Source organism: Pseudodonghicola xiamenensis DSM 18339, assembly GCF_000429365.1.
Classification (GTDB): Bacteria; Pseudomonadota; Alphaproteobacteria; order Rhodobacterales; family Rhodobacteraceae; genus Pseudodonghicola; species Pseudodonghicola xiamenensis.
This window is the reverse complement of sequence record NZ_AUBS01000026.1, coordinates 1-20012: the sequence shown is the minus strand read 5'-3', so window position 1 is coordinate 20012 and position 20012 is coordinate 1. Positions and strand designations below refer to the sequence as shown.

At 63.4% G+C, this 20012-nt stretch carries 21 protein-coding genes; 5 read left to right on the top strand and 16 right to left on the bottom strand.

The features are described from left to right. Positions 1 to 72 precede the first annotated feature (72 nt). Positions 73 to 1467, bottom strand: a complete 1395-nt coding sequence (gene proS, locus G455_RS0116445) for a proline--tRNA ligase (RefSeq protein ID WP_028094697.1) — start codon at positions 1465 to 1467, stop codon at positions 73 to 75. A gap of 147 nt (positions 1468 to 1614) precedes the next feature. Between proS and G455_RS0116440 the strand changes: the two genes are divergently transcribed. From G455_RS0116440 to G455_RS0116430, 3 genes are read left to right on the top strand one after another with little or no spacing between them, the layout of a single operon-like run. After that, positions 1615 to 2688 (top strand): AI-2E family transporter, encoded by a 1074-nt coding sequence (locus G455_RS0116440; RefSeq protein WP_028094696.1) that lies wholly within the window; start codon positions 1615 to 1617, stop codon positions 2686 to 2688. Position 2689: 1 nt separating this feature from the next. Next, entirely contained in the window at positions 2690 to 3409 is a 720-nt protein-coding gene (locus G455_RS24415) for a P-loop NTPase family protein (protein ID WP_035366916.1), read from the top strand. A gap of 49 nt (positions 3410 to 3458) precedes the next feature. Beyond that, a complete protein-coding gene (locus G455_RS0116430; protein WP_028094695.1) occupies positions 3459 to 5003 on the top strand; it encodes a Ppx/GppA family phosphatase in 1545 nt (514 codons plus the stop codon). A 15-nt stretch (positions 5004 to 5018) separates the two neighbouring features. Here G455_RS0116430 and G455_RS0116425 read toward each other — a convergent pair whose 3' ends face one another. From G455_RS0116425 to G455_RS0116405, 5 genes are read right to left on the bottom strand one after another with little or no spacing between them, the layout of a single operon-like run. Next, positions 5019 to 5420, bottom strand: a complete 402-nt coding sequence (locus G455_RS0116425) for a hypothetical protein (RefSeq protein WP_308434083.1) — start codon at positions 5418 to 5420, stop codon at positions 5019 to 5021. 47 nt (positions 5421 to 5467) lie between these two features. After that, entirely contained in the window at positions 5468 to 6481 is a 1014-nt protein-coding gene (locus G455_RS0116420; RefSeq protein ID WP_028094693.1) for an endonuclease/exonuclease/phosphatase family protein, read from the bottom strand. Beyond that, positions 6462 to 7157, bottom strand: a complete 696-nt coding sequence (locus G455_RS0116415) for a molecular chaperone DjiA (RefSeq protein WP_028094692.1) — start codon at positions 7155 to 7157, stop codon at positions 6462 to 6464. The genes G455_RS0116420 and G455_RS0116415 overlap by 20 nt, the downstream gene beginning before the upstream one ends. Positions 7158 to 7199: 42 nt before the next feature. Beyond that, positions 7200 to 7691, bottom strand: a complete 492-nt coding sequence (locus tag G455_RS0116410) for a GNAT family N-acetyltransferase (protein WP_028094691.1) — start codon at positions 7689 to 7691, stop codon at positions 7200 to 7202. Next, positions 7688 to 8299: a VOC family protein gene (locus G455_RS0116405; RefSeq protein WP_028094690.1), complete on the bottom strand. Its 612-nt coding sequence runs from the start codon at positions 8297 to 8299 to the stop codon at positions 7688 to 7690. Before G455_RS0116405 ends, G455_RS0116410 begins: the two co-directional genes overlap by 4 nt. 167 nt (positions 8300 to 8466) lie before the next feature. Between G455_RS0116405 and G455_RS0116400 the strand changes: the two genes are divergently transcribed. Next, entirely contained in the window at positions 8467 to 8949 is a 483-nt protein-coding gene (locus G455_RS0116400) for a VOC family protein (protein ID WP_028094689.1), read from the top strand. A gap of 176 nt (positions 8950 to 9125) precedes the next feature. Here the strand turns inward: G455_RS0116400 and G455_RS0116395 are convergent, their stop codons facing one another. The 3 genes from G455_RS0116395 to G455_RS0116385 are packed head-to-tail and all read right to left on the bottom strand — an operon-like array spanning position 9126 to position 12641. Continuing rightward, positions 9126 to 9614 carry an MAPEG family protein gene (locus G455_RS0116395; protein WP_028094688.1) on the bottom strand — a complete coding sequence of 163 codons (489 nt, stop codon included), beginning with the start codon at positions 9612 to 9614 and terminating at the stop codon, positions 9126 to 9128. Beyond that, complete coding sequence (gene scpA, locus G455_RS0116390; RefSeq protein WP_028094687.1) at positions 9611 to 11740, bottom strand: methylmalonyl-CoA mutase; 2130 nt, start codon at positions 11738 to 11740, stop codon at positions 9611 to 9613. Before scpA ends, G455_RS0116395 begins: the two co-directional genes overlap by 4 nt. Further along, on the bottom strand, positions 11703 to 12641 hold the full coding sequence (locus G455_RS0116385) for a hypothetical protein (RefSeq protein ID WP_028094686.1): 939 nt from the start codon (positions 12639 to 12641) through the stop codon (positions 11703 to 11705). Before G455_RS0116385 ends, scpA begins: the two co-directional genes overlap by 38 nt. Positions 12642 to 12818: 177 nt before the next feature. Between G455_RS0116385 and G455_RS0116380 the strand changes: the two genes are divergently transcribed. Next, positions 12819 to 13274 carry a DUF4174 domain-containing protein gene (locus G455_RS0116380; protein ID WP_028094685.1) on the top strand — a complete coding sequence of 152 codons (456 nt, stop codon included), beginning with the start codon at positions 12819 to 12821 and terminating at the stop codon, positions 13272 to 13274. 99 nt (positions 13275 to 13373) lie between these two features. Here G455_RS0116380 and G455_RS0116375 read toward each other — a convergent pair whose 3' ends face one another. The 7 genes from G455_RS0116375 to G455_RS0116345 all read right to left on the bottom strand — a co-directional run. Further along, on the bottom strand, positions 13374 to 15419 hold the full coding sequence (locus G455_RS0116375) for an acetyl-CoA carboxylase biotin carboxylase subunit (protein ID WP_028094684.1): 2046 nt from the start codon (positions 15417 to 15419) through the stop codon (positions 13374 to 13376). 134 nt (positions 15420 to 15553) lie between these two features. Beyond that, on the bottom strand, positions 15554 to 15754 hold the full coding sequence (locus tag G455_RS0116370) for a hypothetical protein (protein WP_028094683.1): 201 nt from the start codon (positions 15752 to 15754) through the stop codon (positions 15554 to 15556). A 337-nt stretch (positions 15755 to 16091) separates the two neighbouring features. Next, positions 16092 to 16436, bottom strand: a complete 345-nt coding sequence (locus G455_RS0116365; protein WP_028094682.1) for a hypothetical protein — start codon at positions 16434 to 16436, stop codon at positions 16092 to 16094. Between the two features lie 69 nt (positions 16437 to 16505). Continuing rightward, complete coding sequence (locus G455_RS26715; protein ID WP_169726942.1) at positions 16506 to 16646, bottom strand: hypothetical protein; 141 nt, start codon at positions 16644 to 16646, stop codon at positions 16506 to 16508. Positions 16647 to 16863: 217 nt separating this feature from the next. After that, positions 16864 to 17226, bottom strand: a complete 363-nt coding sequence (locus tag G455_RS0116355; protein ID WP_229861821.1) for a DUF6497 family protein — start codon at positions 17224 to 17226, stop codon at positions 16864 to 16866. 373 nt (positions 17227 to 17599) lie between these two features. Continuing rightward, positions 17600 to 19132 carry an acyl-CoA carboxylase subunit beta gene (locus G455_RS0116350; RefSeq protein WP_028094680.1) on the bottom strand — a complete coding sequence of 511 codons (1533 nt, stop codon included), beginning with the start codon at positions 19130 to 19132 and terminating at the stop codon, positions 17600 to 17602. Positions 19133 to 19694: 562 nt separating this feature from the next. Beyond that, a partial coding sequence (locus G455_RS0116345) for an IS5/IS1182 family transposase (RefSeq protein WP_028094679.1) occupies positions 19695 to 20012 on the bottom strand: 318 nt, incomplete at its 5' end.

Below are 20012 nucleotides of genomic sequence, written 5' to 3'. Positions count from 1 at the left end.
CGGGCCGGCCTCCGCGTCTCTTCCCTCAGATACTCAAGCTCCGGGCCCGGTGATCGCCGCCGCCCGCCAGCATCAGAGCCAGGTGTGGAACGACCGTTCCGCCATCGGCTGCCAATGCGGCGAAGCCTCCTGATGAGGGCGGTAAATCTCGGCCACTTTCTTGACCGCCTCTTCCGGGCTCAGCTCGACGCTTTCGCCGCTGCGGCGGCTGGTCAGCTCGACCACGCCGTTCTTCAGCCCGCGCGGCCCGACGGTGATCCGCCAGGGCAGACCGATCAGATCCATGGTGGCGAACTTGCCCCCTGCCCGCTCCTGCGTGTCGTCATAAAGCGGGTCCAGACCCACGGCGGTCAGCGCCGCATAAATCTTGTCGCAGGCCGCGTCCGCCGCCTCGTCGCCCTGCTTGAGGTTGACGATACCGCAATGGAAGGGCGTCACCCCTTCCGGCCAGATGATACCCTTGTCGTCATGGCTGGCCTCGATGATGGCACCGACCAAGCGGCTCACCCCAATGCCGTGGCTGCCCATATGCACGGGAACCTGCTTGCCGTCCGGTCCCTGCACCGTGGCACCCATCGGCTCGGAATACTTGGTGCCGAAATAGAAGATCTGGCCGACCTCGATGCCGCGGGCACTGCGGCGGCGCTCTTCCGGGATCTGGTTGAACAGCGCCTCGTCATGGGTCTCATCCGTGCGGGCGTAGAGCGCGGTAAACTCTTCCATGATCGCCTGGCATTGTGCCTTGTCGTCATAGTTGATGTCGCGAGCGCCCAGCCGGATATCGGTCACCGCGCTGTCATAGAAGACTTCCGACTCGCCAGTATCGGCCAGCACCAGGAATTCATGAGTATCGTCGCCGCCGATCGGGCCGGAATCCGCCCGCATCGGGATCGCCTGCATGCCCATGCGCTCGTAGGTGCGCAGGTAGCTGACCAGGTGGCGGTTATAGGCGTGCAGCGCGTCTTCCTTGGTGAGATCGAAGTTATAGCCGTCCTTCATGAAGAACTCGCGCCCGCGCATCACCCCGAAGCGCGGCCGGATCTCGTCGCGGAACTTCCACTGGATATGATAAAGCGTCAGCGGCAGATCCTTGTAGCTCGACACGTTGGCGCGGAAGATGTCGGTAATCATTTCCTCGTTGGTCGGCCCATAGAGCATATCGCGCCCGTGGCGATCCTTGATGCGCAGCATCTCTTCGCCGTAGTCGTCATAACGCCCCGACTCGCGCCACAGATCGGCCGATTGCAGCGTTGGCATCAGCAACGGGATATGGCCGGCGCGCTGCTGTTCCTCATGGACGATGTTTTCCAGCTTGCGCAGCACCTTGAAGCCCAGCGGCAGCCAGGAATAGATGCCGGCGGCCTGCTGCTTGATCATGCCGGCCCGCAGCATGTAGCGGTGGCTGACGATTTGGGCCTCGGCGGGATTTTCTTTCAGAACGGGCAGGAAATAGCGGCTCAGGCGCATGGGAGTTCCTTAGGATAGAGCTTTTTCCCGGGTCTAAGCCAATCCGCGCGGTCAGGCAATCGGCAAGGCTGTGACAGCGTGGATCCGCAGGGTTGCAACGGCCCGCCCGATGGGCGATGGAAATAGAGACGCAGACGAGGAGTGCGCATGGCCCTGCCGGTTCGGGATCAGCTCAGATACTGGGGCATTGCCCTGGCAGCATTCGCGCTGGTGCTATGGTTTCTTGGCGACGTATTGTTGCCCTTCGTGCTGGGCGGTGCCATCGCCTATTCCATCGACCCGATTGCCGACCGGCTGGAGCGGATGGGACTGTCGCGGCTGGCCGCGACGGGGGTGATCTCCATCGGCGCAGTGGTGATCTTCGTGGTGCTGATCGTGCTGGTGGTGCCGATGCTGGTCGGGCAGATGATCGACCTGGTGCAGATCCTGCCGCAGCTCTTCCAGAACCTGCGCGATTTCATCAACACGCATTTCCCGACGTTGCTGGACAGCGGTTCGCAGGCGCACCAGACGCTGGCCTCGCTGGGCGAAACGTTGAAATCCCGTGCGCTGGAAGTGGTTCAGACCCTGCTTGGGTCAGCCAAATCGGCGCTGAGCATGGTGATGCTTCTGGTCATCGTGCCGGTGGTCTCGGTCTATCTGCTGCTGGACTGGGACCGTATGATCGCCGAGGTCGACAGCCTGCTGCCGCGCGACCATGCCCCGGTGATCCGCCGCCTTGCCCGAGAGATCGACGCGACGCTGTCCTCTTTCGTGCGCGGCATGGGCACGGTCTGCCTGATCCTGGGCACCTATTATGCCATCGCGCTGATGCTGGTGGGCCTGCAATTCGGGCTGGTGGTGGGGGCCATCGCCGGGCTGATCACCTTCATCCCCTATCTCGGTGCGATCATCGGCGGCGCCCTGGCGATCGGCCTGGCGCTGTTCCAGTTCTGGGGGGACTGGATGTCGATCGGGTTGGTTGCCGGCATCTTCGTGTTGGGCCAGGTGGCCGAGGGCAATTTCCTGACCCCAAAGCTGGTGGGCGGATCGGTCGGGCTGCATCCGGTCTGGCTGCTGCTGGCGCTGTCGGTTTTCGGCACGCTGTTCGGCTTTGTCGGCATGCTGGTGGCGGTTCCGGTCTCGGCCGCGCTTGGCGTTCTGGCGCGCTTCGCGGTACAGCAATACCGTCACAGCCTGCTCTACCGCGGTCTGACACATCAGGATCAGGACCCCGAATAAGATGGCCGAACAGCTCAGTTTCGAACTGCCGATCCGGCAGGCCTTGGGTCGCGAGGATTTCTTCGTCTCGCCCTCCAACGCGCTGGCCGTGGTCATGGTCGAAAGCCCCACGCCCTGGCCTGGTGGTCGGCTGGTGCTGTCGGGCCCCGAGGGGTCCGGAAAGACCCATCTGACCCACGTCTGGGCCACCCGCGCCGGCGCCCGCATCGTCCAGGCCCGCGACCTGAGGGACGAGAACGTCCCCGAGCTGGCACAGGGCCCCGTCGCTGTCGAGGACGTGCCCGAGATCGCCCAGGACATGCCAGCGCAAAAGGCGCTCTTTCACCTTTATAACCTGATGCTGAGCGAAGGCCGGCCGCTGCTGCTGACCGGGCGGCGCGATCCGGCGCTCTGGGGGCTGTCGCTGCCCGATCTGCAAAGCCGGATGCAATCGGCCCAGTACATCGGCTTGACCCCGCCGGACGATGCCTTGCTCGCCGCGGTACTGACCAAGCTGTTCGCCGACCGCCAGCTTGCGCCGAAACCCGATGTGATCCCCTATCTGGTTCAACGTCTCGACCGCACCTTCGCTGCCGCCGCCGAAATGGTCGAGCGCATGGACCGCGCCGCCCTGGCCGAAGGACGCACCCTGACCCGGGCGCTGGCGGCCCGGTTGCTGGGCACCCCGACGCTGGAGCTTGACGAGCCCGAACAGCCACATCGCGAAAGGCAAGGCGATTGACGCCAATGCCCCGATCCCGCATCCTCACGACAAGAAACCAGGCAACGCCATGACCCTAAGTCCGGACATCGAACACCCCGAATGGGGGCCGTTCGGTCGCCCCCTGTTCAATGATCCCAGTTCGCGCGCGTTATCGCGGGTCGGAGTGGTCGATGTCGGATCGAACTCGGTCCGGCTGGTGGTCTTCGACGGCGCCGCCCGGTCACCTGCCTATTTCTATAACGAAAAGATCATGTGTGCGCTTGGCGCCGGCCTGTCGGACACCGGACGGCTGAACCCCGAAGGGCGCATCCGCGCCCTGAACGCGCTGCGCCGCTTCCGCCATCTGGCGGACGGAATGGATTTGCCGCCGCTGACTGTCGTGGCCACCGCCGCCGTGCGCGATGCCGAGGATGGCCCGGAATTCTGCGCCGAGGTGCTGCGCGAGACCGGGCTGAAGATATGGGTCATCGACGGCGAGGAAGAGGCACGGCTGTCGGCGCAGGGCGTGCTGCTGGGCTGGCCCGGCGCCTATGGGCTGATCTGCGATATCGGCGGCTCCTCGATGGAGCTGGCCGAGATTTCCGGCGGCACCGTCGGGCGCCGCGTTACCTCCCCGCTCGGGCCGTTGAAGCTGCAGGACGTCAAGGGCGGCCGGCGCGGTCGCAAGGCCCATATCAAGACGGTGGTCGAGGACCTGGCCACCCAGATGGGGCCGCAACGCGACCGGCTGTTCCTGGTCGGCGGCAGCTGGCGGGCGATCGCCCGGATCGACATGACCCGGCGCGGCTATCCGCTGAAGGTGCTGCACGAATACCGCATGACCTCGGCATCTGTCCGCGAGACCGCCGCCTTCATCGAAGGCGCCGATCTGAACGCACTGCGAGGCGAGGCCGGCATTTCCTCGACCCGGATGGCGCTGGTGCCCTATGCCATCGACGTGCTCAGCCGGCTGGTGCGCAGCTTCAAGCCCAAGGATATCGCGATTTCCAGCTATGGCATCCGCGAGGGGCTGCTGTACGAACAGATGCCCCAGCGCCTGCGCGACCGCGACCCGCTGATCGAGGCCTGCTACTTCGCCGAAGCCAAGGATGCCCGCCTGCCCGGCTTCGGCAAGACGCTGTTCCGCTTCGTGCTGCCGCTGTTTCCGCAGGCGCAGCAACCGCAGCTCAGGCTGATCAAGGCGGCCTGCCTGCTGCACGATGTCAGCTGGCGCGCCCACCCCGACTATCGTGCCGACGTCTGCTTCGACCTGGCCACCCGGGCCAATATGGGCGGCATGAAGCATTCCGAAAGGGTGTTCCTTGGGCTGGCGCTGCAACACCGTTATCGCAACAAGCGCGACGATACCCGTTTTGGCGACATGTACGGGCTGCTCGACGAAAAGCTGCAGAAACAGGCCGAGATCCTCGGCAAGGCGATGCGCTTCGGCGCCATGTTCCTGATGAAGCCCGATGCCGACATGGGCACGCTGAACTGGCAACCCAAGAAAGGCCGGCTGGAACTTTTGCTGCCGCGCGAGAACCTGCCGCTTTATGGCGAGGTGGCGCAGGCGCGGCTGATGTCGCTGGCGCAATCGCTTGGCGCAGAAGGCGCGGTCATCGTCCGGAACTGACCGGCACCCAGCGGCTCAGATATCGGTGCTGCCATCCGGCGCCGGCGCCGCTTCGGGGGCACCATCGGGCGCGGGCGTATCGGGTGCAGGCTCCTGCCCCGGCGCCTCAGGGCGCCGCCGCATGATGATATCGCCGTTCGGCAGCATCTCTGGCGGATAATACCGGGTCCAATCCTTAACCTTGTCCATCATCTCGGCCAGCGCCGGGCCCATCTCCTGCAGGAACGACCGCATCGAGGGTCCAACCTGACCGGCCATGTCCTTGAGATCATCCATCGCCGGCGCCATTTCCTGACGCAGCCCGTCCATGAACAACTCAAACCCGCGATTCATCAGGGATTTTCCGCTTTCTTCCGCCGGTTCCTCGGCAAAACTCGCAGAGGCGGCAAGGCTCGCGGCCAGAATAAGGGGGATCATCCGTTTCATCCCCCCAATATAGGCGGAACCGGCATAAACGGTAGGGGTCAAATCTCGATCTCCAGCGTCACCGGAAAATGATCCGAGGCGATCAGCAGCGCCTCGCGCAGCTCAGGCATCTGGTAACAGGTCTTGTCCTCGAAGGGATGCCAGATGCGCCATGCCGGTCGGCGCGACATCAGATCCTGCGACACCATGATATAATCCAGCAAAGCATGCAGATAGCGCCCCTTTTCCGGCAGGAAGAACCGCGTCGTCGTCGGAAAGGCCCGGGCATGCCCCTGCAGCGCGGTCTGAGCGTTGGGGTCGATCAGGTCATCGCCCATCACGATCTCGACCGAGGACCGCCCGAACAGATCCTCGAATTCATCCAGGCCGGGACCATCATTCAGATCGCCCAGCAGGATCACCGGCTGGCCCGCGGCGCGACAGGTATCAACCCGGCGGCGCACCCAGATCGCCTGCGCCAACTGCTTGCGCCGGTTCGCGATCGAGGCCCGCATCACCCCTTCGGGCGTATGTTCCCCATGCGGCGCCTTGGATTTCAGATGCACCCCGATGAGCCGCAAGTCTGTGCCCCCCGCGGTCCGCGCCGCGATTTCGAGCGGCGGCTTCGAGAAGGTAACCAGATCCTCGGTGCCATCATTATCGAGGTCGATCCGGAACACCCCGTCGAAACGCGGCGCCCCGTCGCTGCCCTTTTTGCCGGTCTCCTCGCCCTGTGGATCGTGACGCACGCTGAGCACATCGGGATCGTAGAGCAGCGCGATTTCCTGATGGGTCTCATTGGCAAAGCCGATCAGTGCCCGGCGCTGGCGCAAATCGAAGGCCTTGGCGAACCGCTCCAGTGCGCGCATGCCATCCTGACGCCGGCCCGTGTTGGGCGCCTCGATCACCATGATCGCATCGGCATCGAGCGCGGTGAAGACCTTGCCCAACGCCTCGATCTGGTCGGCTCGGCTCACCCCTTGGCGGCCGGAGGGGCCGTCATCCATGATCAGATGATCAGACTGGTCGAACAGATTGGCGAACCATTCGACATTATAGGTGGCGAGCCGCATCGTGCTCTCCGCTGATCTCGGCCCAGGCTCGGTTGATCTCGGCCATGCGTTTCTCGGCCAGCCGGATCGCCTCGGGCGGAACACCCCGGGCCATCATCCTGTCGGGATGCGTCTCGCGCACCAGTTTGCGATAAGCGCGGCGCACCTCGGTCAACGGCGTATCGGCCGCGACCCCCAGAAGCATATAGGGATCAGGCTCGGCATCAGGGACGTAACGCGCGCGAATCGCCTGGAACTGTGCCGGCGTCAGACCGAAAATCCCGGCGACATCGGACAGGAATTCGTTCTCTCCGGGGTGATAGAACCCATCCGCCATGGCGATGTGAAACAGCCCCTCCATCAGGTAACACAGCGTTTCGGGATCGTTCTCGAACATCTTGGCGATGCGACGGGCATAGTCCTGATAGCCCGCCACATCGGTTCGTGCCAGATTGAAGACCTTGGCCGCCCCGGCCTCGTCTTTCTGGGCGATCTGGAACACCTCGCGAAAGGCGGTCACCTCGTCACGGGTCACGTGACCGTCGGCCTTGGCCATCTTCGCCCCCAGCGCAATCACCGCGATGGCAAAGCCGACGCTGCGCTGCGGCGGCGTGCGCAGACGGTCGAAGACCTGCGCCAGACTTTCACCATGACGGAGCGCCGTAAGCGCATCGGATATGCGGGACCAGAGGGACATGGGAACGAGACTAGCCCGCCTGACAGGCGCTGTCAGGGGCGCTTACGACGCAGGGGGGATAATTTTCTGCATCAGCACCAGATCGAGCCATCGGCCGAATTTATATCCTACCTCGGACATCCGACCGACCTCGATGAACCCCAAGGCAGCGTGAAACCCCAGCCCCATCGGATTGTCGGCGCTGACACCTGCGACCAGAACATGCACACCGTTCTGCCGACCGATTTCCTCAAGCGCGGCGATCAGCGCGCGCCCGGCCCCATGACCGCGCGCCTCCGGAGCGAGCTGGATGCTGTGTTCCATGCTGTGCACATAGCCGGAGCCACTGCGGAACTGGGTATAGCTGGCAAAACCCAGCACCCTGCCCTCGAGTTCGGCCACAACATAGGCCGGAGCGCGGGCGGCGATCTCTTCCACCACGCTTTCGGGCGTCTTTTCGGTCGAGCTGAAGGTGATCACCGTATCGCGGATGATCGGGTTGCTGATCGCGCAAAGGGCTTCGGCATCCGCCGCGGTCGCCGGACGGATAATCATGCCAGCACCCGCAGGCCGTGGGGCGTTTCGATCTCAGCGCGGAGCGCCGGGGTGCCCGATTCAAAGATAACGCGGGCATCGGACAGATGCGGTGCCAAGATATCGCGCATCGCCATGGCCTCTGGGTGGGTGACGATCATCCGCTTCAGCGCACAGCCGGACTCCGGCAGAGCCGATGCGGGATGCACATCGCAATTCCATTCGATCAGCGAGGGAAAGAGGTTGTCGAACGGCAGCTTGCCATCCGCCGGCACCGCCTTGCGCCAACGCAGATCTCCCCGCGTCAGAGACACCGGTTCCCCCACCTCGACCGGCAGCGCCCCCAGCAGCGCGTCCAGATCGTCCGTGGCGCAAATCCAGTTGGTGGGACGGGCGCGACCCGAGAAGTTATCCAGATCGAACCAGCGCGGTCGGGACGGTGCCTGGCGTGTGGGATCAGCGGCAATCGCTTCGAGATAGAGCCCGTCGGCCAAACCCAACAGCTTGTTATGCGTCATGAAAACATCATGCTGCCCACCTGGCAACATGGCTATTCCCAGTGCCTCTTCCACCGCCACAGCGGCCTCTTCCAGAGTGGTGCCGGCAACGGCAAGGTGATCAAGCTCCATGGAGGCTCCTATTCCGGATCTTTGAATTTCGCCGCGAGACCGACCCGTGGCGGGTCAGCTAAACCCTCGTGCGGCTTTGTAACATCCCGGCGGTTGACCTCAAGTGCACTTGAGAATCCATGCTGCGAATCGGGATCAGGTGATCCTGCGAGAGATTTGGAGGGAACATGACACAAACACAGATCGCCGAAGGGATTCTGGGTATTTACGAAACACATCTCACGGTGCGAAATCTGGACCGCGCACTTGAATTTTATCAAGATAAACTGGGGCTGAAGCTGGCCCGGCGGCTCCCCGAGCGCGATGTGGCATTCTTGTGGGCGGGACCGAAGGAGGTTGGAATGCTGGGGCTTTGGGGCGTCGGTAGCGCGCCCATGGGAATGCAGCTGCATTTTGCCTTTCGCGCCACCAAACAGACGGTTCTGGACAGTTGCCAGAGCCTGCCGGCGCGCGGCATCACCCCACTTGGTTTCAACGGCGAGCAGGAGGTTTCGGAGCCGGTGGTGCTGGGCTGGATGCCGGCGCTATCGATCTACTTCAAGGACCCCGACGGCCATTCCATCGAGATGCTGCATATGCTCGACGAGAAACCCGATGCGGGTTTCGGCGTACAGAGCTATTCCGCCTGGCAGCAGCGTTCGGGCGCGTAACCTGCGCCCTGCAGTCTGGCCGGGGAAACCTTCTCGCCGGCCAGACTCGCCTGAGGCGACCTCTCGCGCCGAAGAAAACAGCGTGGAATTGAGGCGGCAGGCCGCTCGAATACGGCGCGGCCCGCTCTGTCAGCCGAAAGGCAAACAGCCCCTTACGGACCTGAACTAAATCGGCCTCAAACTGCCCAGAACAGCAATGCCCAGACGCCGGCCAGAACGGTCGGATAGAAGGTCGCGGCAAAGCCGAAGGCGCGCAGCGGCGGCGACCAGCGATAGCCGATCCAGAACAGAAGCCGCATCGCCGCAAAGGACAGCCCCAGCGCGATTGCCACCGCACCGCCCAGCGTTAGCGCGGCGAAAGGCCAGATCGCCAGCGCCAGAACAAGCTGCTCGGCCGTGTTGCGCAGCACCCTCTGGTCAATCTCGGCGGCGGAGCCCAGGGCCGCCTCCGCCCCGTCGATCAAGGCATCGTCGAAAAACCGCCGGGCGGCGATCCGCCCGATCACCAGCGCCAGCACCAGTCCCGGCGCCAGAAAGGCACCGGGCAGCGTCACCGGAGCCGGCAGATAAGGCAGCCCCATCAGCGCCGGAGCGAACACCACCGCCGGCGCCCAGAGGGCCCCGGCGATCATGCCGATCAGAATGCTCCGGCGTTTGGCTGTCACCCCCGCGCCTCGCGGATCAGCTTCAGGATGTCCTGCGCCGCATGCGGGATGTTGGTCCCCGGGCCAAAGATCGCCTTGACGCCGTGGTCGTAGAGGTACTGGTAATCCTGCTGCGGGATCACCCCGCCGCAGATCACGATGATATCCTCGGCGCCCTTCGCTTTCAGCGCTTCGACCAGTTGCGGCGCCAGCGTCTTGTGCCCCGCGGCCTGGGACGAAATGCCAACGACATGCACATCGTTGTCGATGGCGTCCTGTGCCGCCTCGTCCGGGGTCTGGAACAGCGGGCCCACATCGACGTCAAAGCCGATATCGGCAAAGGCGGTGGCGATTACCTTGGCGCCGCGGTCGTGACCGTCCTGTCCCATCTTGACCACCAGCATCCGCGGGCGACGGCCTTCGTCCTCGGCGAATTGCTCGACATCCTTCTGGATCGCGGCAAAGCCTTCGTCGCCCTCATAGGCGGCACCATAGACACCGGCCAGCGTCTTGACCTCGGCGCGGTGACGGCCGAACACCTTTTCCATAGCCATGCTGATTTCCCCAACAGATGCGCGCGCGCGCGCGGCTTCCACAGCCGCCTCCAGCAGATTGCCCCCCTCTTCGGCGCGCCGGGCCAGTTCAGCCAGCGCCGCATCACAGGCGGCCTGATCGCGGGTGGCGCGGATGCTCTCCAGCCGGGCGATCTGGCTTTCGCGGACCTTGACGTTGTCGACGTCGAGGATTTCGATCGGCTCTTCCTTGTCCTTGCGGTACTTGTTGACGCCGACGATCACCTCTTCGCCGCGGTCGATCATCGCCTGCCGCTTGGCCGCCGATTCCTCGATCCGGAGCTTCGGCATGCCGGAGGCGACGGCCTTGGTCATGCCGCCCATCTCCTCGACTTCCTGCATCAGCGCCCAGGCCTTTTCGATCAGGTCACCGGTCAGGCTCTCGACATAGTAGGAGCCGGCCAGCGGATCGACCACATGGGTAACCCCGGTCTCTTCCTGCAGGATGAGCTGGGTATTCCGCGCGATCCGGGCCGAAAAGTCAGTCGGCAGCGCGATCGCCTCGTCCAGCGCGTTGGTGTGCAGCGACTGGGTGCCGCCAAGCACGGCAGACATCGCCTCGTATGCGGTGCGGACGACGTTGTTATAGGGGTCCTGCTCCTGCAGCGACACGCCGGAGGTCTGGCAGTGCGTCCGCAGCATCTTGGAGCGTTCCGCCTTGGCGCCGAATTCGGTCATCACCCGATGCCACAGCGTCCGCGCGGCGCGCAGCTTGGCGGCTTCCATGAAGAAGTTCATGCCGATGGCGAAGAAGAACGACAGACGACCGGCGAATTTATCGACATCCATGCCGGCATTCATCGCCGCACGAACGTATTCGCGCCCGTCGGCCAGGGTATAGGCCAGCTCCTGCACCAGGTTCGCGCCGGCCTCCTGCATGTGGTAGCCGGAGATCGAGATCGAGTTGAACTTGGGCATCTCGTTCGAGGTGTACTCGATGATGTCCGAGATGATCCGCATCGAGGGTTCGGGCGGATAGATATAGGTATTACGGACCATGAACTCCTTCAGAATGTCATTCTGAATGGTGCCCGCCAGCAGCGCCTTGTCATGGCCCTGCTCCTCACCGGTGACGATGAAACTTGCCAGGATTGGGATCACCGCGCCGTTCATCGTCATCGACACCGAGACCTTGTCCAGCGGAATACCGTCGAACAGGATCTTCATGTCCTCGACCGAGTCGATGGCCACGCCGGCCTTGCCGACGTCACCCACGACGCGCGGGTGGTCGCTGTCGTAACCGCGGTGGGTGGCCAGGTCGAAGGCGACCGAGACGCCCTGCTGACCGGCAGCCAGGTTGCGGCGATAAAAGGCGTTGGATTCCTCCGCCGTGGAAAAGCCCGCATATTGCCGGATGGTCCAGGGCCGGCCAGCGTACATGGTGGCCTTCACCCCGCGCGTGAAGGGGGCAAAACCCGGCAGCGTCCCCATATGCGGCAGGCTGTCGGTATCCTCCTCGGTGTAAAGCGGCTTGACCTTGATGCCTTCCAGCGTGGTCCAGTCCAGATCTTCCAACGAGCGACCGCGCAGCTCTTTCTCAGCCAGCGCCCGCCAGTCGTCCAATTTCTTCGTCATCACGTCTTCCTCTTGTCAGCCCCTGGGACGCCGAGTTTTCCCCCGTCGCCCGCATTCTATCCCTATCCTCGGCCAGACGGGCCATCCCGCCGGCCCCGCCGACCATCCACATCATGTCGTCGGCGTAAACTTCCCTGAGCCGCCCGGCCTGCGCCTGGCTGAAGGGGTGCCAGATATCATTCCCCTTCGGCAACGCCTGCGCCTCGTCTGCCGGCAGCCAGGCGCGCAACTCGGCCAGCCGAGGTGTCGCGTTCAGCCACCCCCGCGCATGGGTGCGCGGCGCCGGCAGCCCGGTCAGCACCTCGAGCTGCGCCTCGGGGCGGCCACCGAAAACCTCATAGGGCAGCACGACCAGATCGGCCCCCGGGATGGCACAGGAGATCTCCTCGATCACATCACGCCAACCGCGCCGGTTATCGGCCAGCCGCGCCAGCGCCCCTTCGGTCGGCAGGCCCGCGCCCCGAGTCACCGCCTGCGACAGCGCCGACGACCAATAGGCATCCAGCGCCCGGACATTCAGCGCGAGCGTCAGAGAATAGCCCTCAAAGGCCTGAGACAACCGCGCCAGCCGTTCCCCCAGCCCGCAATACAGCTCCCCCATGCGCAGATTGGCCCGCAGCGACCCCATGATCGCCGCATCGCTGACGATCAGCCGGTCGACACCGGCCTCCTCGCATTGCTGCAGGTTCATGCGGATCCGACCGATCCCGCGCTGAACCGCCTCTGCCCTGCTCCGTCCCGAAAACGCCGGCAACACCCCCCAGAACAGCCCGTTGCGGGTGCGGCGTGGCCCCCAGACCTGAATTCCGTCCCGTTTCAGCCGGGTGGAATTGCACCACATGTAATCCTGAAAGCTGGTCGTCGCGCAGAGATGCGCCCCGATGTGCAGAATAACGTCCATCGCCTTGTCCGTCCTTCGATTGGCGGCCGCCCCAGCCGACCGTCTTGCGGGGAATGGGATCACTGTCACATCCAACCCCTGACGAAGCGATTAACGTAAAACTTTTTATGGCCCGCCCGGCATTCGCCGGTCGCAATCGCCAAAGACAGGTCTATATTCTCCCCGACAGGAGACCGCATGACCCGCATTCTTGCCTTTGTTCTTTCAGCACTAATTCCGCTTTCTGCCATGGCGCAGGACACCGGAGCGACCGATGCCGCGCCGCCGCTGATCCAGCCCGCCACAGACATGACGCTTTCCGGTTTCCTGTGGCTGAACCGTCCGGTGGTGGTCTTTGCAGACACTCCGAATGATCCGCGATACATCGACCAGATCGCCATGCTGCGCGCCGAGGCCGCGCGGCTGACAGAGCGCGATGTCCTGGTGCTGACCGATACCGATCCCGGTGCCCGCAGCCCGGTGCGGCAAAAGCTGCGCCCGCGCGGCTTCCAGATCGTGCTGATCGACAAGGACGGCACCGTGGCCCTGCGCCGTCCATCGCCGCAAAGCGTGCGGGAAATCACCCGGTCGATCGACAAGACACCGCTGCGCCAGCGCGAGGTCGAGGAACGGCGCGCCGCCCCTTCTGAGTAGCGCGCAAATCGCAGACCCGGGCGACACGCCTGCTTGCCTCCGATGCAAGACTGCACCGGAGGCAGGAGACATTGATATATCGCCCGGACCGACATGGAGTTATTCGAACTCCATGATCACTTCGTCGACCGCCAGGCTGTCGCCCGGGACGGCGTTGATCTTGGCGACCACGCCCTTGCGTTCGGCGCGCAGGATGTTTTCCATCTTCATCGCCTCGACCGTGCAGAGCGCCTGCCCTTCCTCCACCTCTTCGCCGACCTCGACATTGACCTTCACGATCAGGCCGGGCATCGGGCAGAGCAACAGTTTCGAGGTATCGGGCGCCACTTTTTCCGGCATCAGCTTGACCAGCTCGGCCTGACGGGGCGTGCGCACATGCACCTTCAGATCGGCGCCACGGCTGCGGATGCGGAAGCCCTGGGTGATCTGCCCGACCTTCAGCACCAGCTTGCTGCCGTCGACGGTGATCTCGGCCAGTTGATCGCCCGGCGTCCAATCGCTGGACACCCGGTGAGACGAGCCATCGGCGAAGCGCACGGTGGACCCTTCATGATCGGCAGAGATCGTCACCGGGAAATCCTCACCCTGCAGGCTGACGACCCAGTCTTCGCCGACGTGGCGCTCGTGGTTGTCCATCCGCCCCGACACACGGGTACGGCGGATTTCATCCACCCGGTGCATCGCCGCCGCGCTGGCCGCGATCCGGCGCAGCGCCAGTTCAGACAGAGCCACACCTTCGAAGCCTTCGGGATATTCCTCGGCAATGAAGGCGGTGGTCATGTCGCCGGCCACGAATTTCGGGTGATCCATCACCGCCGACAGGAACGGCAGGTTATGGCCGATCCCTTCCACCTCGAAGGCGTCGAGCGCGTCGCGCATCGCCTCGATCGCTTCGGCCCGGGTCGGTGCCCAGGTGCAGAGCTTGGCGATCATCGGGTCATAGTACATCGAGATCTCGCCGCCTTCGAAGACGCCGGTATCGTTGCGCACGGCGGTCATGCCCTCCGGGGCATCTCCCTGCCACTTGCCGTTCTTCAGCAGCGGACCCGCAGCCAGTTCCAGCGGCGGACGATAGCGCGACAGCCGACCGATCGAAGGCAGGAAGTTGCGATAAGGATCCTCGGCATAAAGCCGGTTCTCGATCGCCCAGCCGGTCAGCTTGACGTCGTCCTGAGTGATGGAAAGCGGTTCGCCGTTGGCAACCCGGAGCATCTGTTCGACCAGGTCGATGCCGGTGATCAGCTCGGTCACCGGGTGCTCAACCTGCAGGCGGGTGTTCATTTCCAGGAAGTAGAAGTTCTTCGACCCGTCGACGATGAATTCCACTGTGCCGGCGCTGGCATAGCCCACCGCCTTGGCCAGGGCGACGGCCTGTTCGCCCATCGCCTTGCGGGTGGCTTCGTCCAGGAACGGACTCGGCGCCTCTTCGACGACCTTCTGGTTACGGCGCTGGATCGAACATTCGCGTTCCCCCAGATAGATGCCGTTGCCATGGGCATCGCACAGCACCTGGATTTCGATGTGGCGCGGTTGCGTCACGAATTTCTCGATGAAGATCCGATCGTCGCCGAAGGAGTTCGCCGCCTCGTTCTTCGAGCTTTCGAAACCTTCGCGGGCCTCCTGATCGTTCCAGGCGATCCGCATGCCCTTGCCGCCGCCGCCCGCAGAGGCCTTGATCATCACCGGATAGCCGATCTCGCCCGAGATCTTGACGGCCTCGTCAGCGTCTTCGATCAGCCCCATGTAACCGGGAACGGTCGAAACCCCGGCCTCCTGCGCGATCTTCTTCGAGGTGATCTTGTCGCCCATCGCCTCGATCGCCTTGACCGGGGGGCCGACGAAAGCCACGCCCTCGGCCTCCAGCGCCTGGGCGAATTTCGGGTTTTCCGACAGGAAGCCATAGCCCGGGTGCACCGCCTGGGCGCCAGTTTCCCTGATCGCCGCCATGATCTTGTCGATCACGATATAGGACTGGTTCGCCGGCGGCGGACCGATGTGCACCGCCTCGTCCGCCATCTTCACATGCAGCGCATGCTTGTCGGCGTCGGAATAGACGGCGACCGTCTTGATCCCCATCTTGCGGGCGGTCTTGATGACCCGGCAGGCGATCTCGCCCCGGTTTGCGATCAGGATTTTATTGAACATTCCAGTCCCTTCCAGTGCAGGGCCGACAGCCATGCGGCCGGCCCGAAACAAAACAAAGGCCACCGGAGCGGCGACCCGCCCCGATGGCCTCGGATAGTTGTGCGACAGGCTTCACAGCCCGCGCGGTATTCAGATCAGTTGCAAAGCCCGACGTCGTTGCACAACGCCCCGCCGGCCGCGCCGATTGCAGCACCGGTGAGAACGTTGTTGTTCGTGGCATCCGCCGCCACGGCACCGACGGCCGCGCCCGCAAGCGCGCGTTCGCCATCGTTGTCGAGACATCCCGCCAACGCGAAAAGCGCGCCGGGCACGACCAGAAACTTGAGTTTTCGCATGCTGCTCTACCTGTCTTGTGGTTTTCGTGGCCGAGACTATCCGCCAGAGCGCCGGGCCAAACAATCACCGAGGATCGCGAGACCGTGATCTCGGCAAACACCCGCCGAGAGACGGCGCCTGGCAAAGCATGAGAAAAAACGGACAGAGCCGGGGAAAACGCCCGGGTCTGCCCGTGCAAAGGTAGGGTTCGGAACAGATGGAACGGCGCACCATGGCACACCGTCTCCGGCAGGCTGCCGCAAGCTTCGGACAACGCCAAGAGCGTGGCATCCCCCCGCCCCTTTTGGGCCGGTTCCTGCCGGTTTGCCCCCTGAGCTTGCGAAAACCCGCCGAGACTCATCCGAAGATCTCCGGAAAGCTCTGCCCGGCCACTTCTGCGTCGATCCGCAAAAGCGCCTCATAACTGGCCGGATCGAACGGCTCCTCGGCGGCGACGACCTCACGACCGAACAGCCAGCTCAGCCGGCCCGCGTCCAGGTTGCCGCGTTCGAAAGGCTCTTCGCCGAACTGCTCCCACAGCGCCTGCATGAACGCGGCATCGGCACGGCGGTCGGCCGGCTTGCGATCCGCGAATCGTTCGCGACGGGTCAGTGGCGTCACCCCCTTGGGGTTGGCACGACGAATGGTGAATTGGAAATCCGTACCGGGCTGACGGCCCGGAAAGCCGCGATGCTTCAGCATGGCCGCTCCTCCTGCATGAGACGCGCGGCCGGGGTCGGGACCGGCCCGAGGGCCGGCCCCGCGCAAGTATCAGTATTTGCTGTTGAAAGTCGGCTCGACCGTGACCGGTGCGGGCTGGGCCAGGACGTAATCTTCTTCCGGGGCCTTGTTGCAAGCCGCAACGCTGGCGACGAAGCCGACCAGGGCGATGAATTGGATGCTTTTCGACATCTGGTTCTCCTGTTTGCGATCGCCACGTCCTCCGCCGGACAGAGCTGCCCGGGCTGCCTCTGGCACGTGACGAAGGTCACTGTCCCGTGACCTGCCGGCATCCTACCGCAAAGCCACGGCAGAGAACATCCGCGCCCAGCAGCACCAGCCAGGAAGATCGGCGGAACCGCGCCGGTGAGAGAACTTAAGCTTTGAAACGCAACATCCTGAAACATTGTCAAAACCCTTCCCAGACACAACCGGTCTTTTCGAGCCGGTAAGCCTCGAACACCTGTGTCGCCTCAGGATCGCTTTCGCCAAAGGGCACCGCGCGATCTGCCAGGGAAACCACCACCCGTGCCGGGCTCAGATCATGGCTGCTCAGATAGGGCAGTGCGACCTCCCGGCAGAGCACATCCAGATCCTCGCCCGCCCGCGCCGGCGCCGCGGCCAGATCCGGCGCCAAGAACCGGAACCGCGCCCAAAGGGCACCGGGCGTGTCATCCAGCAAGACCTCTTGCAGGGCAATCTGGCGCCCAGACGGAACCGCCACCTGCACCGCCGCCGGGGCAGCAGCAGCAAGCGACGCTACCGCAAACATCAAAACAGATCCTGTCAGAGTGACCAGCGTGAATCCGCAGCCCCGGCCTCGCCATTGCTGGCAAGCTCCTCCTGCCGGGGCTGCGTGCGCAACGCGGAACCCCCGTCGCGCTGTCCGGTATCCGCTGAGCGGGATCATGACGTAGCTTCCCCCTGATTGTCAAACGGCGAAATCGTCCGACACGACATAAAATGTCTATTTACCAGACCCTGAAGACAAATCCTTCCAGCGCCCTGACAGGCACGGTGCATCAAAAGCAGGAAGGGCATCCCCGACAGGGCCATCTCTGATCGTCCCGGAAATTCAACCCCTCGCCGGACGCTGACAGTCGCGGCCTCCGGCGAGGGCAGTTCAAGCCTGATAATACACCCGTTTAGAGCGGGATATTATCGTGCTTTTTCCAAGGGTTGCTGAGCTTCTTATTGCGCAGCGACGCAAAGGCGCGAGACACCCGGCGACGGGTCGAACGGGGCTGGATCACCTCGTCGATAAAGCCGCGCTCGGCCGCCACGAAGGGGTTAGCGAAGCGGTCTTCGTAATCCTTGGTCCGCGCCGCGATCTTCTCGGCATCGCCCAGTTCCGAACGATAGAGGATCTCGGTCGCGCCCTTGGCGCCCATCACCGCGATCTCGGCGGTGGGCCAGGCATAATTGAAATCGCCGCGCAGGTGCTTGGACGCCATAACGTCATAGGCGCCGCCATAGGCCTTGCGGGTGATCACGGTAACCTTCGGCACGGTGGCTTCGCCATAGGCGAACAGCAGCTTGGCGCCGTGCTTGATGACGCCGCCGTATTCCTGACTGGTCCCCGGCAGGAAGCCCGGCACGTCGACGAAGGTCAGGATCGGGATTTCGAAACAGTCGCAGAAACGCACGAACCGCGCCGCCTTGCGGCTGGAATCGATATCCAGACAGCCGGCCAGCACCATCGGCTGGTTCGCCACCACACCCACGGTCTGGCCTTCCAGGCGGATGAAGCCGGTGATGATGTTCTTGGCGTAATCGGCCTGGATTTCATAGAAATCAGCCTCGTCCGCGACCTTCAGGATCAGTTCCTTCATGTCGTAGGGGGTGTTCGGATTTTCCGGCACCAGCGTGTCGAGGCTCAGCTCCACCCGGCCCGGTTCATCGAAGAACGGGCGAACCGGGGGCTTTTCGCGGTTGTTCAGCGGCAGGAAATCGACCAGACGGCGGATTTCCGTCAACGCTTCCACGTCGTTCTCGAAGGCGCCGTCAGCGACCGAGGATTTCTTGGTGTGGGTCGAGGCACCACCCAGCTCCTCGGCGGTGACCACCTCGTTCGTCACGGTCTTCACCACATCGGGGCCGGTCACGAACATATAGGAGGTGTCTTTCACCATGAAGATGAAGTCGGTCATCGCCGGGCTATAGACCGCGCCGCCGGCGCAGGGGCCCATGATGACAGAGATCTGCGGCACCACACCCGAGGCCATGATATTGCGCTGGAACACATCGGCATAACCGGCCAGCGAGGCGACGCCTTCCTGGATCCGGGCACCGCCGGAATCGTTGATGCCGATCACCGGGGCGCCATTCTGCACCGCCATATCCATGATCTTGCAAATCTTCTGGGCGTGGGTTTCGCTGAGCGAGCCGCCAAAGACGGTGAAGTCCTGACTGAAGACATAGACCATGCGGCCATTGATGGTCCCCCAACCGGTCACCACCCCGTCGCCGTAGGGCCGTTGCTCTTGCATGTCGAAATCGGTGCAACGATGCGACACGAACATGTCGAATTCTTCAAAGCTGCCCTCGTCCAGCAGCAGGTCGATCCGCTCGCGCGCGGTCAGCTTGCCGCGGCCGTGCTGCGCGTCGATCCGCCTTTGTCCACCGCCCAGGCGGGCGGCTTCGCGACGCTCTTCCAGCTCGGAAAGAATGTCCTTCATGATGCGATCCCCTATAAGATTTCGTCGAACCATATATCCGCCCGACCTGACTCCAAAGCGAAATTGCGCAAATTTGCAAATTTTTGAAAATTTCGAAAAGCTAACATGAAAATCAGCAAATTTTCGCGATCCTTCTGCTTTTCTCAGCGTAAAAGCATCAGCTTTCTTGTCAGAGGCGTCAATTGCAGCCCGAGACGGCGATCCTGGCCCCACCGGGAGTTTCCTTTAAACAAAATTAATAAATAATATCAATATGTTAAACTTTAGTCCAGCGCTGATGATCACAGCCTTCCGCCCATTGCCTCCACTTCTCTCGCCGCTGAAGACAGGCGACCGCCCCAATACTTCGCCCATCGACCCGGCCCCGGACCTGAGACGCCCGTGTCTTCATGAGACTCACGGCGCAGGCCGTCACTGACCGGCGAAGAAATTTCCATGCTCGGCTTCCGCGCCCTCTTCACCAGCGCTCCCGAAACGAAGCGCGGCATCCGCACCAGTTCGCCCAGCGAAGGCGCACGATGCCAAACGTCAGCCCCGACCGACTGAACCCTAGGCTCAGGACTCATAACCAGAACATCACAGTTGCGGCGAGAGCGACGGCGGAGAGGAAGACCTTCGGGCATCTGTCGTAGCGGGTCGCCACGCGTCGCCAGTCCTTGAGCCTGCCGAACATGATCTCGTATCGCTGCCCGGCAGTGCATTGCGGAGCAATGTCACGAGAGGGGCGGTTGCGGCGTTTGTAGCGACGCTTGTCGTATTTGATGGGGCTCCTGCGCGCCTTGCGGCCAGGAATACAGGCCCTGATCCCCTTGTCCTGCAAGGCTTCGCGGAACCAATCGGCATCATAGCCTCGGTCAGCAAGTAGCCACTGCGCAGCTGG

Coding starts and splice junctions, on each gene's coding strand:
- G455_RS0116425 (WP_308434083.1), bottom strand. CDS start 5,420: ATGATCCCCCTTATTCTGGCCGCGAGCCTTGCCGCCTCTGCGAGTTTT.
- G455_RS24415 (WP_035366916.1), top strand. CDS start 2,690: ATGGCCGAACAGCTCAGTTTCGAACTGCCGATCCGGCAGGCCTTGGGT.
- G455_RS0116420 (WP_028094693.1), bottom strand. CDS start 6,481: ATGCGGCTCGCCACCTATAATGTCGAATGGTTCGCCAATCTGTTCGAC.
- G455_RS0116365 (WP_028094682.1), bottom strand. CDS start 16,436: ATGCTGAAGCATCGCGGCTTTCCGGGCCGTCAGCCCGGTACGGATTTC.
- G455_RS0116385 (WP_028094686.1), bottom strand. CDS start 12,641: ATGGACGTTATTCTGCACATCGGGGCGCATCTCTGCGCGACGACCAGC.
- G455_RS0116430 (WP_028094695.1), top strand. CDS start 3,459: ATGACCCTAAGTCCGGACATCGAACACCCCGAATGGGGGCCGTTCGGT.
- G455_RS0116440 (WP_028094696.1), top strand. CDS start 1,615: ATGGCCCTGCCGGTTCGGGATCAGCTCAGATACTGGGGCATTGCCCTG.
- G455_RS0116350 (WP_028094680.1), bottom strand. CDS start 19,132: ATGAAGGACATTCTTTCCGAGCTGGAAGAGCGTCGCGAAGCCGCCCGC.
- G455_RS0116405 (WP_028094690.1), bottom strand. CDS start 8,299: ATGGAGCTTGATCACCTTGCCGTTGCCGGCACCACTCTGGAAGAGGCC.
- scpA (WP_028094687.1), bottom strand. CDS start 11,740: ATGACGAAGAAATTGGACGACTGGCGGGCGCTGGCTGAGAAAGAGCTG.
- G455_RS0116380 (WP_028094685.1), top strand. CDS start 12,819: ATGACCCGCATTCTTGCCTTTGTTCTTTCAGCACTAATTCCGCTTTCT.
- G455_RS0116410 (WP_028094691.1), bottom strand. CDS start 7,691: ATGATTATCCGTCCGGCGACCGCGGCGGATGCCGAAGCCCTTTGCGCG.
- G455_RS0116355 (WP_229861821.1), bottom strand. CDS start 17,226: ATGTTTGCGGTAGCGTCGCTTGCTGCTGCTGCCCCGGCGGCGGTGCAG.
- G455_RS0116415 (WP_028094692.1), bottom strand. CDS start 7,157: ATGTCCCTCTGGTCCCGCATATCCGATGCGCTTACGGCGCTCCGTCAT.
- G455_RS0116370 (WP_028094683.1), bottom strand. CDS start 15,754: ATGCGAAAACTCAAGTTTCTGGTCGTGCCCGGCGCGCTTTTCGCGTTG.
- proS (WP_028094697.1), bottom strand. CDS start 1,467: ATGCGCCTGAGCCGCTATTTCCTGCCCGTTCTGAAAGAAAATCCCGCC.
- G455_RS0116375 (WP_028094684.1), bottom strand. CDS start 15,419: ATGTTCAATAAAATCCTGATCGCAAACCGGGGCGAGATCGCCTGCCGG.
- G455_RS0116400 (WP_028094689.1), top strand. CDS start 8,467: ATGACACAAACACAGATCGCCGAAGGGATTCTGGGTATTTACGAAACA.
- G455_RS26715 (WP_169726942.1), bottom strand. CDS start 16,646: ATGTCGAAAAGCATCCAATTCATCGCCCTGGTCGGCTTCGTCGCCAGC.